Source organism: Geobacillus sp. E263 (assembly GCF_007197795.1).
Lineage (GTDB): Bacteria > Bacillota > Bacilli > Bacillales > Anoxybacillaceae > Parageobacillus_B > Parageobacillus_B toebii.
Genome location: NZ_CP041632.1, coordinates 2,948,117 through 2,960,425 on the forward strand (window position 1 = coordinate 2,948,117; position 12,309 = coordinate 2,960,425).

The window sequence follows — 12,309 nt, forward strand, 5'->3', positions numbered from 1 at the left end:
CAAGAATGCTCTGCACTCTCAAGATTAAATTAATGCCAACTCTTGAACAGTTTCATGCGCTGCTGGAAACAATGAAACGGTTTAACCAAGCATGCAACTATATTAGCGAGATTGCTTTTCGCTCCAGAACCTTTTCCAAAACGAAAATCCAGCGGCTTTGCTACTATGACGTCAGGGAAAAATTTGGCCTCTCTGCCCAAATGACCGTTCGTGCCATCGGCAAAGTGTCGGAAAGCTATCGTTTGGATAAAAAAACCTTGCATAACTTTAAAGAAACCGGTGCCATCGTGTATGATGAAAGAATCCTGTCCTTTAAAGGGTTAGAGTATGCTTCCATCCTTACCTTGCAAGGAAGAATGGAAATCCCTATGGTCATTAGCCGCTACCATCAAGGTTTGCTGTGCGACAACCGTGTTCGGGGTCAAGCCGATTTAGTCCTTCAAAACGGTATTTTTTATTTACTGCTCGTGGTGGACGTTCCCGAAGGCCAGCCCAATTCCGAAAACGGATTTATCGGTGTGGACCTTGGCATCATTAATATCGCCGTCGATAGCACCGGTGAGGTATTTTCCGGCTCGAAGGTCAACGGGCTGCGCCGCCGCCATGCGAAACTTCGCGCCAAACTCCAAAAGAAAGAGGCACCAAGTCAGCGAAACGCCTGCTTAAAAAGCGTTCCAAGAAGGAAAAACTATTTGCCCGTGATGGGAACCACTGCATTAGCAAGAAGATTGTTGAAAAGGCAAAGGCACTCGGATGCGGCATTGCCCTTGAAGATTTAAAGGGCATCCGCCAACGCACCGAGAAAACGGTTAAAAAGCAACAGCGTCGTCAACACTCTTCTTGGTCTTTTTATCAGTTGAGAAAGTTTATTGAGTATAAAGCGGCGATCGCTGGCGTGCCGGTGGTATTGGTTCATCCAAAAAATACTTCCCGCACCTGTCCGGTTTGCGGACATGTGGCCAAAGAAAACAGACCGTCAAGGGATCAGTTTTGTTGTCGAGCTTGTGGGTACGCTGCCCCTGCCGACAACGTGGCTGCGGAAAACATCCGCAGGGCTGCTGTCAACCAGCCGAACGCGGCAGCCAATTAGGCTAGTTGCAAGCCCACGGCTTTAGCCGTTGGGGAGTTGACCGCCCTCATTGGCTTCGCGTGCCAAGTGCGATGCTGCGCGCCCTCCTTGGTGAAATGAGCATGCTTGTGACCGAAGGACAGCAAGTCATTCCGAAAAAACTGATGGAAGCTGGGTTTGTCTTTTCCTTCCCTACGCTGGAAAAAAGTTTAGCCGATTTACTAGCCACATGACATTCGTTATCGAAAAATCAACAAATATATAAAAAAAATTTAACAAAAACCTATTTCTTTTTTCTTGATCATCGTGTATGATGATAAAGACCTATGCTACTCATTGCCGACAATCAGATAACGACGCAACAAAAGGGAAGGCAAATGGTGCGCCACCAGCGGATATCGCTGGTTCTAGTGGGTTCGATTCCCACCCCGGAATTTTTTGATGAATATATTAAAAAATTTCGAGGGTGGTTTCGCCCACAAGTAAACTGCCCTCGATATAAGGAGGGAAAAGTATGTTAAAAAAACGGGAGCTGCAAGATTGTCATGCACTCTACGAGCTGATGGTGCACCCGGACGTCTTCCCTTTCGTGCGCCAAAAAGCAAGCTCGTACGAAGAATTTTTATTTATGACGAAACAAATGATCGAAGCGGAAGAACGCGGTGAACTCATTTCCCGCACGATTTTAGATGAATGGGGAAATCCAATCGGCACAATCAGCCTATTTGACATACAAAATAACGCTGGATTTTTGGGCACATGGCTTGGAAAGCCATATCATGGCCAAGGATATAACCAACGTGCGAAAGAAGCATTTTTCCACGAATTATTTTACGAGCTTTCCATTGAAACTGTATTTATGCGCATTCGCAAAGTGAACATCCGCTCCATCAAAGCGGCAGAAAAATTACCGTATGTTACCCCAGCGAATGAGACAAGAAAAAGTTTGCTGGAACAAATCGGAGCTGATGTATATAATTTATACGAAATTACAAAAGATAACTATACATTATATACCCTTCGCCATCCTTCTCAAATCGAACAAGAACAACGCAAAGAAGCGTAACAGGGCTGTGTATAACAGCCCTTTTTCTATTATTCATGCATAAAACGAACAAACAGTGGAAAAACTAAAAATAAATCTTGATAAAAGTGAGGGGCAATAAATGGTGGAAAAACGAAGACAAGAAAAAACGAAAAGGACGTTAACGCGTGCACAAGAAATAACGTATTCCCGCGACTTTAAATTAGCCGACCAAGCAGGCGGCTATACAGCAAAAAAAGCGAAACATTAGAAAACATTGTTATTTATACTTTATCGAGCAAATGCCATCCTAAGTAGTGAATCGTCCGATTCACATTATTGCTTAGGAGGAATTGATGATGGGTCGATCTCGCGGACAAAAAACGCGTGATAAAAACAAAGCAACTCTTCCACAAGTACCAAAACAACTGAAATCCGACGGACTAGATGTTGAATATTCTCGCGAATTTGCGGATTACGAAGACCTAGAAGCAGAAGCGCGCGCTCAAGCAGCTGGCATTCGCCAAAGCAAAGCACGCAAAAAATAGAGCCTAAAGGCAGCGCAAATAAGCTGCCTTTAGGCTTTTTCCTCTTCAAATTCTAGAATATCGCTGTACTGCTTATAAAAAAATCCAAGCTCCCCTTTATAATTTTCCTTCCACGGTTTATCTTTGCCACAATAATGAATAAACACTGTATTTTTCTGAATCCAATGTAAATCATGCTTTGGATTTGGCAATAACTGAATCATATCGTAATATCGCGCATCGTAATTATAACGATAACAATCCACTGGCTTAATTTTGTCCCAATATAAAGCGTTTAGCACATCTTGATCCGGAAGCACAAGCTTAAACCGATTATCACGAATAAACTGGTAAATATCCTCTAACCGCACTTCTTTTCTCATTAGCGGCAAGTTCATCAGCATGACACCAGTGTTAAAGTAGCCTCTTGCATTCGGGGTTTTCAGCCTCAGCTTGTTAAATAAATTCGCTACTTTTGTCGAATGGGTATGCTCCGCGGCAATAAACATATTTCCTTCAAAATCCATATTATAAAAATCATCGATCGGATTAATCGCAACAATATCTGGATCAAGATATAAAACACGGTCCAATTCTTGGGGCAAAAACTGATGAGCAGCAAGCCGATAATACATTTCCGAAGTATAATGACGAAATACAGGAGCATCGGCAAATAATTGAGGATCGACATAAATCGGAATCAGTCGATGGCCTTGTTGTTCTACAAACCGTTTCAATGACTCGATTTCCATCTCGGGAATACGCGAATATAATAGGTAGAACGAAAATGGTTTATGATTGTTGCAAAACAGCGAGTTCATTAATACTTTTAATGGCGGAATATAGTTCGAATTTAACGTCACCAGTACATGAAACATAAGCAATCACTTCCTTGTCCTTACCGTATAGTCATACTATTCCCTTACATTATATAGTATGACTGAACCTCCCGATGGCTAAAGCCACGGGGTTCTTGTGTACTATAGAGCTTCTTCCATACCTTCACATGGACACTGACTCTAGTTCCACAAGACTTTCATGGGCAAACACCTTACTGATGCTTAGCGCCCTGTGCGCCCGGTTCAAGACGCTTTTTGTTATTCAAATTCCCATACTGCTTAATAATCTATTTCCGCTGTTTCTTAATCGTTCAATTTCTTTATCATGAAGGTGTGAGTAAAATGTTTGTGGGAGAAATTCTTAGAATTCCCCGATGAGGGGGTTGGGAACGTAGGTTCGCAATCCCCCTCATCGGGGCCACCAAGCAAAGCGCGGTAGGATCCCAAGCAGGAAACATGAAAAAAGGACTCTCTCCCTGGTAAGATATTCATTGACCACACTATCAAACAGGAGGAGAGAGTCCCATGAATATTCAACAACATCTTACCACAAATTCGTTGTCATGGAAAGAGATCGAACTTGATTTGTTTCGAGCCTTGCAAAACGCCTTCGCCGAGCTGTTTACGGCTCTGTTGGAGGACATCGACCGGCAATTGGCAGAGAATCGAGACAAGCGCCGATACCACTTGAAAGACAAACGACGCACCACGATTCAAACCCTGTTTGGCGAAGTCACCTTTGAGCGGAACTACTATTTAGACCGGGAACAAAACCGTTACACGTTTTTGCTTGATTCCTTTTTAGCGTTTGATGGATCGCAGTCAATCAGCCCTTGTCTAGAAGAAACGGCGGTGGGATTGGCGGTGGAGTGCTCTTCCTATCGCAAAGCGGCTCGTACGCTTGCTCAGATGGTCGGGTATCCGGTGATGAGCCTGAAACGGGAAGCCAGCAGCTGAATTACGCAGGAATTCAATATCCCAACATTCATCAAAAGCACCAATTTATCAAGCACTACAAGCATTGAAAGGAATTTGAACAAGTAGGGAAGCACACACAAACAGGATAAGAGAATCAGAAAACGATTACAAAATATACCTAAAAAATCAAAACCTCAAAAAAATCTCCCACAAAATCTTGACTCAACCGTATCATCGTTTTAGACAATAAAACGATAGGTCGATTCCCAACCGCTGCATCGATAAACAGTTCTTCCGACAAATGCGATATGCTCGTCCACATGCGAAAAAAAGCATGCCAACCTCTTGAAAAACAAACAGAGAGCCACCCTACGGCTCTCTGTTTTACAAATTTCAGCGATCAAAGAAACTTAATTTCGAATAAGGTAATCAAATGCACTTAAGGCTGCGGTAGCGCCTGACCCCATTGAAATAATGATCTGCTTATACGCGCTATCCGTGCAGTCACCTGCAGCAAACACTCCAGGGATGTTCGTAGCGCCATGCTTATCGACGATAATTTCGCCGAAGCGATTGCGTTCAATCGTTCCATCTAACCAGTCCGTATTTGGCACTAAGCCGATCTGAACAAATACCCCTTGCAATTCAATATGATGTTCCTCTCCGGTCGCCCGGTCGATATAAGTGATGCCATTTACTTTGTCCGTACCGGTAATTTCTTTTGTTTGCACGTTCTTTAAAACCGTTACGTTAGGCAGGCTATAAAGGCGCTCTTGTAAAACAGCATCGGCTTTCAGCTCCGGCATAAACTCAAGAACGGTGACATGCTTTGCAATGCCTGCAAGATCAATGGCTGCCTCAATACCGGAATTGCCGCCACCAATGACCGCAACATGTTTTCCTTCAAACAACGGACCATCGCAATGTGGGCAGTATGCGACCCCTTTGTTCTTAAACTCCGCCTCGCCTGGTACGCCAAGGTTGCGCCAGCGAGCCCCCGTTGCGATAATAACCGTCTTGCTTTTTAACACGGCGCCATTTTCAAGTTCGATTTCAATAAGATCTTTCTTTTCCAAGCGTTTGGCACGCTGTAAATTCATAATATCAATATCGTACTGTTTGACATGCTCTTCAAGGCTTGCTGCAAGCTTAGGGCCTTCCGTATATTTCACACTGATAAAGTTTTCAATGCCTAATGTATCCAATATTTGACCGCCAAAACGTTCCGCAACAATGCCTGTACGAACGCCTTTACGCGCCGCATAAATCGCTGCAGCTGCTCCGGCTGGTCCCCCACCGACAACCAGTACATCAAATGGTTCTTTTTCAGCGAAATGTGATGCGTCCAAAGTATTCCCCATCTTCGCCAAAATTTCCTCCAACGACATCCGGCCGCTACCAAAGAGCTCTCCATTTAGGAATACTGTTGGAACTGCCATAATTCCTTTTCTTTCCGCTTCGTCCTTAAAGGCTGCGCCATCGATCATCGTATGCGAAATGCCCGTGTTCAGGACGCTCATCAAGTTCAACGCTTGAACCACCTCAGGACAATTATGGCATGTCAAACTCACGTAAGTTTCGAAGTGATAGGTGCCTTTTATGCTTTTAATTCGGTCAATCACGTTCTGATCAACCTTTGGCGGTCTTCCGCTTACTTGAAGCAGAGCAAGCACTAAGGAGGTAAACTCATGCCCTAAAGGAACACCAGCGAATGTTATACCAGTATCTTCGCCGATACGATTAACACTAAAGCTTGGCGTTCTTTGCAACTGCGTTTTCTCTACTTTAATTTTTGGTGACATTGCGGCCAATTCATCGACTAAAGCAAGCATATCGCGGGAAACTTGATCGTCTCCCGCGCTCACTTTTAGAACAATGTCATTTTCCATCAATTGTAGATATTGGGCTAATTGCGCTTTTATCTCGGCATCCAATATCATGGTGTTACCTCCTTAAATTTTCCCTACAAGATCAAGGCTCGGTTTAAGCGTTTCAGCCCCTTCTTGCCATTTCGCTGGACAAACTTCGCCTGGATGGTTGCGGACGTATTGTGCCGCTTTAATTTTGTTAATAAGCGTGCTTGCATCACGGCCGATACCGTCAGCATTAATTTCCACCGCTTGGATGACACCGTCTGGATCGATGATGAACGTACCGCGCTGTGCAAGACCTTCCTCTTCATCAAGCACATCAAACATGCGACATAACTTTTGAGAAGGGTCGCCGATCATAATGTACTCGATTTTGCTGATTGCTGGAGACGTATCGTGCCATGCTTTATGTGTAAAATGTGTATCTGTTGAAACAGAATACACTTCAACGCCAAGCTCTTTTAAAGTCGCGTAGTTATTTTGCAAATCTTCAAGCTCCGTAGGACATACGAATGTAAAGTCAGCTGGATAGAAGCAAACTACACTCCATTTGCCTTGAAAGTCTTGTTCCGTAACTTCAATAAACTTCCCATTATGATACGCTTTTGCACGGAATGGTTGTACTTTTTTTCCAATTAGAGACATCTTTCATCTACCTCCTGAAAATAGTGTTGGAATGATCAATAGCCTAATTAAATCATTAATTAAATTATAATAATTTTAATTCTATACTTATTATCATGTAGTAGTATCTATTTGTCAATAGATATGATTTAATTTTTTTATTTTGGTTGAGTGCAATCTCCATATGGAATGCTTCTTTGTGATCCGCGTCCCTTCTTAGTATGGCAGGCGCCTATCACGAATAAACTGGTAAATATCCTCTAACCGTACTTCTTTTCTCATTAGCGGCAAGTTCATCAGCATGACACCAGTGTTAAAGTATCCTTTTGCATTCGGGGTTTTCAGCCTCAGCTTATTAAATAAATTCGCTACTTTCGTGGAATGGGTATGCTCCGCGGCAATAAACATATTTCCTTCAAAATCCATATCATACAAATCATCGATTGGATTAATCGCAACAATGTCTGGATCAAGATATAAAGCGCGATCCAATTCTTGCGGCAAAAACTGATGAGCAGCAAGCCGATAATACATTTCTGAAGTATAATGACGAAATACAGGGGCATCGGCGAACAAAGCTGGATCTAAATAAATCGGCACAAGCTGATGCTCTTGCGCCTCTCTACAAACTGTTTTAATAATTCGCTTTCTATCTCAGGAATGCGGGAATACAATAAATAAAACGTAAATGGCCGATTGTTATTGCGAAACAAAGAATTCATCAACATTTTGAGCGGTGGAAGGTAATTGACGTCTAACGTCACGAGAACATGAAACATTCATTATCACATCCTTGCCCATCATCAGTAAAAATAGACCATTCCCTCCTTACAATGTATATATAAATATCGCTTGATGTTTCTTCTTTTTCATGGTTTCCGGTAAATTTTTTAGTAACGCAAAGGAAACGCGTTTGATGCTTATGTGCAAGACATCACTCAATAGGCTAAAATAGCTATCCGATGAAGAGGCAATTCCCTTATGGATAAAAAATAAAAAAGCAGCTATAGGCTGCCAGCTAGTACATTAGCCACGGTGCGGACGGGAAAATCGTCGAAATAGTTTCATAATCAACAAAGATATCACCGAAGCCAGCACGGCAGATATAAACAGCATGCCAAAGTTTGGTCCGACAAATTGCACTTCCGCTGGCGCCTGCGCGGCTTCTAACCATAGTTTTGCCGGATCAGGCGTATACAGCCACGTCAAGACAATTCCAGAACCTATTTGAATCGCCATAAAAATAAACAGAAAACTAAACAAAAATACAATATATTTTTTCATTCTGTCCCTCCTTCCTTTCATTACGTTTATACGAAGTTTGTTTTTAAAAGTTTCGTGTTTCTTCCAAAAAAGAAACAGCAGCTTTTCCGCTGCTGTTTTATCATCCGTGAACGGCCGCAAACCCTGGCTCACCGTCAAATAAGTAAAGATTTTCTGTTTTAATGCAATCAAATCCAGCCGCAACAAGCTGGTTGTATAATTCGACAATCTGCCGATGTTCGATTGTTTCGCCAGGTTCTGCGTGGAAACGGCAGCGCCAATGGTCGGTGCAGAACGTTTCCAGAAGCCCTCCTGGATATACCTTCACTCCGCGGTTTGTAATAACCCGAAGCTTGAGATGGCCAACTTTAAATTGCTCCAATGCTTTGCCGAGTTCTTCCGCCGTCCCTTTATCCCAGTCAAGGAAAATGTCCACGCCAAATAATTCTTTCTTTTGTTTTTGCCGCGGTTTTAGCACCGCGTGAAGCTTTGGCGCTTCTTTATAAGAAACTGGAGAAAGTTTTTCCGGAAGCTGGCCAAGACGGTCGATGACCGCTTGGGCAAACTCTTTTGTTCCCACTTGCTGTTTGCTAATTCCTTCGCGGTAAATGTCAAACGTATGGATGCCATCTTCAATGGTTTTTAGCCAAGCGTTATGCACGCGCGATGCTACTTCCGGCTGGCCGATATGCTGCAGCATCATCACCGCTGCTAAAAGCAATCCGGATGGATTGGCAAGGTTTTTCCCGGCAAGCGGCGGCGCCGATCCGTGAACCGCTTCAAACATCGCACATTGATCACCGATGTTCGCCGAACCTCCAAGCCCGACAGAACCAGAAATTTGCGCCGCAATATCGGACATAATATCGCCGTATAAGTTTGGCATGACAATGACATCAAATTCTTCTGGGCTATTCGCTAGTTTTGCCGCGCCGATATCGACAATCCATGTTTCTTTTTCAATATCCGGATACTCTTTGCCGATTTCGTCAAACATGCGGTGGAAAATGCCGTCTGTCAGTTTCATAATGTTGTCTTTCACAAAACAGGTCACTTTTTTGCGTCCGTAGCTGCGCGCATATTCGAACGCATAGCGGATCACTTTTTCCGAGCCAGGCTGGGTAATCAATTTCAAGCATTGATATACTTGTTCCGTTTGGCGATGCTCGATGCCGGCGTACAAGTCTTCTTCATTTTCGCGAATAATAACGACATCCATATTTGGATGTTTCGTTTCGACAAACGGATAATACGCTACAGCCGGCCGGACATTTGCGTAAAGACCAAGCGCCTTGCGAATCGTTACGTTTAAGCTTTTGTACCCTCCGCCTTGCGGTGTCGTAATCGGTGCTTTTAAAAATACTTTCGTTCTTCTTAACGAATCCCATGCACTCTCCTCTAGACCAGTCGTTCCGCCGCGAAGATACACTTTTTCGCCGATTTCAATCGTTTCAATATCTAATTGTGCACCAGCAGCATCTAAAATTTTTAGCGTCGCATCCATAATTTCAGGACCGATGCCATCTCCGTACGCAACTGTAATCGGTGTTTTGCTCATGCGAATCCTCCCTTTGTTGTCTTTGTCGTTATAAAGTGATCTATTATACAACCCACTACTATGTAGCAGCGGAAGACCACTCTCTATCCCGCAACCGTTTCGTCTCCATGTGTATGTACCCAACAGAAATGGCCGATGTCATAATCATCCATATATGATAATAACAAAATATTATTAAAATTTCCTTAAAAAATTTAAATTTTTCCCTATACACAAATATTGACCTATTAGCCATCTCATAAACAAAGCAACAGACCATCGCATTTTTACATAATAATGTGAAGATGTGGCCATGTATAACGATTCGCATTCAAGCAACCGGCATAATATCAGTAAATTTTTTATTGCATACAAATATAATTTTACCATTTTTCTAGTATCCATATTTTTTATTTCTCCACGATCATTTCTTTCCCATTCACTGTTATTCATTACCTTTTATGTTATAGTTAATATAAATACCGTTAACTTCCAACATGTAAACAGCAAATATTATATGATTTAAACACGATTGGGGGGAAAATGAATGATCAAAAGAGGAATGGTGTCATTTTTCGTCATCATGATTAGTTCCATTTTATTATCTTCCTGCAGTGAAAAGCCTTCACCGCATGATGCATTGCAAAAATATACGAAATTGTGGACAAACCAACAATTTGAAGACATGTATGCGATGCTATCTAAACAAGCAAAACAAAACATATCAAAGGAAAATTTTATAAATCGCTATAAAAAAATTTATAAAGATATCAAAGTAACTAATTTATCGGTAAAACCATTGCCAGCAGAAGAAAAAAAAGAGGACGATAAGAAAGAACAAATCAAACTCCCTTTTTCCGTAAAAATGAACACCATTGCCGGCCCGATCCAGTTTGAGCATGAAGCATTGCTTGTCAAAGAAAAACAACACGATGACGAGCAATGGTATGTTCAATGGGATACGACATATATTTTTCCGCAATTACAAAAGGGGGATAAAGTTCGTATTGCCATTACCGCCGGAAAACGCGGGGAAATATACGACCGCAACGGGCTGCCGCTCGCGATGAACGGAGCCGCCTACGAAATCGGCATTGTTCCTGGAAAAATGGGCGAAAACGAGGAATCCATTAAAAAACAGCTTGCCGAGCTGCTCCATATCCCTGTCGAATACATTAACGAAAAATTAAACGCCTCTTGGGTACAGCCTGATTATTTTGTTCCAATTCAAAAAGTGGCAAAATCGGAAACCGCGCTATTAGAAAGCGCCCTCAACATCCAAGCTGTAGCAGTAAAAGAGGTAGCAGAAAGGGAATATCCATTCGCGGAGGCCGCTGCCCATCTGGTTGGATATATCGGCAATATTACAGATGAAGAACTAAGCAAATTAAAAAACAAAGGATATTCCGCATCTGACCGGATTGGAAAACGCGGACTAGAAGAGTTGTTTGAAGAGCGGCTAAAAGGAAAAGACGGCGCAAAAATTTATATTGAAAAAAATAACGGTTCTACCGTCACTGTCGCAGAATCAAAAGCAGAAGACGGCGAAACGATTACATTAACGATTGATGCGAAGCTGCAAAAAACCATTTATGAACAAATGAAAGGAAGAGCTGGAACCGCCGCTGCCATTCACCCGTTGACCGGCGAAATTCTCGCCTTAGTCAGCTCCCCTTCGTTCAATCCAAACGAGTTTGTACTCGGAATTTCAGCAGAGGAATACAAAAAATTAGAAAATAATCCGCTAAAACCGTTAATTAATCGTTTTGCCGCCACCTATGCGCCTGGGTCAGCCATCAAACCTATTATCGGTGCAATCGGCCTTGAAAAAGGCATCATTACTCCTGAACAAACAAAAACGATTGTCGAAAAAAAATGGCAACCGAAAGACGGATCATGGGGAAATTACTTTGTGACAAGAGTAAGCGATCGTTTACAAAACGTCAACCTCCAAAATGCGCTCATTTATTCCGATAATATTTATTTCGCGATGGTCGGCACCGACCTTGGACCAGATCAATTGAAAGAAGGATTGCGTTCGTTTGGATTTGAAGAAGAGTTGCCATTTCCATATCCAATTCCAAAATCGCAAATATCGAATAACGGCGCTCTGAAAGCGGGACCACAGCTTGCTGATACATCTTACGGACAAGGGCAAATGCAGATGAGCATTCTACATCTCGCCGCCGCATACACCCCGTTTATCAACAATGGTGATTTATTACAGCCGATTTTAGAAAAAAGCCAACAAAAAACCGTTTGGAAACAACAGATCATTTCGGCAAAAACTGCGAACATCATCGCAGAAGCGCTAAAACAAATAGTGGCCAATCCAAATGGAACCGCACATGGCGCTTATATGAAAGATATTATATTAGCAGGAAAAACCGGGACCGCTGAATTGAAAGATAAAAAAGGAGAAAAAGGAAAAGAAAATGGGCTGTTTGTCGCATACAATGCCGATCATCCTGACCTTCTCATTGCCATGTTAATAGAGGATGTACAAAATGATCATGGCAGCAAATACGTTGTAAATATCGTGAAAAACATTTTTCAAACGGTAAAATCACATTAACGGAGTTCCATCACGAGCTCCTTTTATTCCGGATAATTTTTTGACTATTTACAATTATAAAT

At 42.4% G+C, this 12,309-nt stretch carries 9 protein-coding genes and 4 pseudogenes; 7 read left to right on the plus strand and 6 right to left on the minus strand.

The genetic code is table 11. The features are described 5' to 3' along the window. Window positions 1–5: 5 nt before the first annotated feature. The 5 genes and pseudogenes from FNL97_RS18775 to FNL97_RS15190 all read left to right on the plus strand — a co-directional run bounded on the left by FNL97_RS18775 (window position 6) and on the right by FNL97_RS15190 (window position 2,641). Window positions 6–1,090: pseudogene (locus FNL97_RS18775) on the plus strand (RNA-guided endonuclease InsQ/TnpB family protein). 41 nt (window positions 1,091–1,131) lie between these two features. Next, window positions 1,132–1,302: pseudogene (locus FNL97_RS15175) on the plus strand (DUF1731 domain-containing protein); the annotation flags it as partial. A gap of 281 nt (window positions 1,303–1,583) precedes the next feature. Beyond that, window positions 1,584–2,135 (plus strand): GNAT family N-acetyltransferase, encoded by a 552-nt coding sequence (locus tag FNL97_RS15180; RefSeq protein ID WP_012749178.1) that lies wholly within the window; start codon window positions 1,584–1,586, stop codon window positions 2,133–2,135. Between the two features lie 100 nt (window positions 2,136–2,235). After that, complete coding sequence (locus tag FNL97_RS15185; protein WP_012749177.1) at window positions 2,236–2,364, plus strand: YfhE family protein; 129 nt, start codon at window positions 2,236–2,238, stop codon at window positions 2,362–2,364. Window positions 2,365–2,452: 88 nt separating this feature from the next. Next, window positions 2,453–2,641 carry a YfhD family protein gene (locus FNL97_RS15190; protein ID WP_041269575.1) on the plus strand — a complete coding sequence of 63 codons (189 nt, stop codon included), beginning with the start codon at window positions 2,453–2,455 and terminating at the stop codon, window positions 2,639–2,641. Between the two features lie 29 nt (window positions 2,642–2,670). Here the strand turns inward: FNL97_RS15190 and FNL97_RS15195 are convergent, their stop codons facing one another. After that, window positions 2,671–3,498, minus strand: a complete 828-nt coding sequence (locus tag FNL97_RS15195; RefSeq protein WP_012749175.1) for a glycosyltransferase family 8 protein — start codon at window positions 3,496–3,498, stop codon at window positions 2,671–2,673. Between the two features lie 486 nt (window positions 3,499–3,984). On the opposite strand from FNL97_RS15195, the pseudogene FNL97_RS15200 reads away from it, so the two are divergent. Beyond that, window positions 3,985–4,392: pseudogene (locus FNL97_RS15200) on the plus strand (UPF0236 family transposase-like protein); the annotation flags it as partial. A 395-nt stretch (window positions 4,393–4,787) separates the two neighbouring features. Here FNL97_RS15200 and ahpF read toward each other — a convergent pair. The 5 genes and pseudogenes from ahpF to FNL97_RS15225 all read right to left on the minus strand — a co-directional run bounded on the left by ahpF (window position 4,788) and on the right by FNL97_RS15225 (window position 9,693). Further along, window positions 4,788–6,317, minus strand: a complete 1,530-nt coding sequence (gene ahpF / locus FNL97_RS15205; RefSeq protein ID WP_143416074.1) for an alkyl hydroperoxide reductase subunit F — start codon at window positions 6,315–6,317, stop codon at window positions 4,788–4,790. Window positions 6,318–6,329: 12 nt separating this feature from the next. Then, entirely contained in the window at window positions 6,330–6,893 is a 564-nt protein-coding gene (gene ahpC, locus FNL97_RS15210; protein ID WP_062677541.1) for an alkyl hydroperoxide reductase subunit C, read from the minus strand. A 207-nt stretch (window positions 6,894–7,100) separates the two neighbouring features. Then, window positions 7,101–7,651, minus strand: a pseudogene (locus FNL97_RS15215) (glycosyltransferase family 8 protein); the annotation flags it as partial. Window positions 7,652–7,898: 247 nt separating this feature from the next. Continuing rightward, window positions 7,899–8,156 carry a hypothetical protein gene (locus FNL97_RS15220; RefSeq protein ID WP_012749172.1) on the minus strand — a complete coding sequence of 86 codons (258 nt, stop codon included), beginning with the start codon at window positions 8,154–8,156 and terminating at the stop codon, window positions 7,899–7,901. Between the two features lie 100 nt (window positions 8,157–8,256). Continuing rightward, window positions 8,257–9,693 carry an NADP-dependent isocitrate dehydrogenase gene (locus FNL97_RS15225; protein WP_143416075.1) on the minus strand — a complete coding sequence of 479 codons (1,437 nt, stop codon included), beginning with the start codon at window positions 9,691–9,693 and terminating at the stop codon, window positions 8,257–8,259. 526 nt (window positions 9,694–10,219) lie between these two features. Here FNL97_RS15225 and FNL97_RS15230 point away from each other — a divergent pair. Beyond that, window positions 10,220–12,247 (plus strand): penicillin-binding transpeptidase domain-containing protein, encoded by a 2,028-nt coding sequence (locus tag FNL97_RS15230; RefSeq protein WP_143416076.1) that lies wholly within the window; start codon window positions 10,220–10,222, stop codon window positions 12,245–12,247. The last annotated feature ends 62 nt before the right edge of the window (window positions 12,248–12,309 follow it).

Bases quoted from the DNA above. Each gene is read 5' to 3' on its own strand.
- FNL97_RS15180 (WP_012749178.1), top strand. From the start codon at position 1,584: ATGTTAAAAAAACGGGAGCTGCAAGATTGTCATGCACTCTACGAGCTG.
- FNL97_RS15185 (WP_012749177.1), top strand. From the start codon at position 2,236: ATGGTGGAAAAACGAAGACAAGAAAAAACGAAAAGGACGTTAACGCGT.
- FNL97_RS15190 (WP_041269575.1), top strand. From the start codon at position 2,453: ATGGGTCGATCTCGCGGACAAAAAACGCGTGATAAAAACAAAGCAACT.
- FNL97_RS15195 (WP_012749175.1), bottom strand. From the start codon at position 3,498: ATGTTTCATGTACTGGTGACGTTAAATTCGAACTATATTCCGCCATTA.
- ahpF (WP_143416074.1), bottom strand. From the start codon at position 6,317: ATGATATTGGATGCCGAGATAAAAGCGCAATTAGCCCAATATCTACAA.
- ahpC (WP_062677541.1), bottom strand. From the start codon at position 6,893: ATGTCTCTAATTGGAAAAAAAGTACAACCATTCCGTGCAAAAGCGTAT.
- FNL97_RS15220 (WP_012749172.1), bottom strand. From the start codon at position 8,156: ATGAAAAAATATATTGTATTTTTGTTTAGTTTTCTGTTTATTTTTATG.
- FNL97_RS15225 (WP_143416075.1), bottom strand. From the start codon at position 9,693: ATGAGCAAAACACCGATTACAGTTGCGTACGGAGATGGCATCGGTCCT.
- FNL97_RS15230 (WP_143416076.1), top strand. From the start codon at position 10,220: ATGATCAAAAGAGGAATGGTGTCATTTTTCGTCATCATGATTAGTTCC.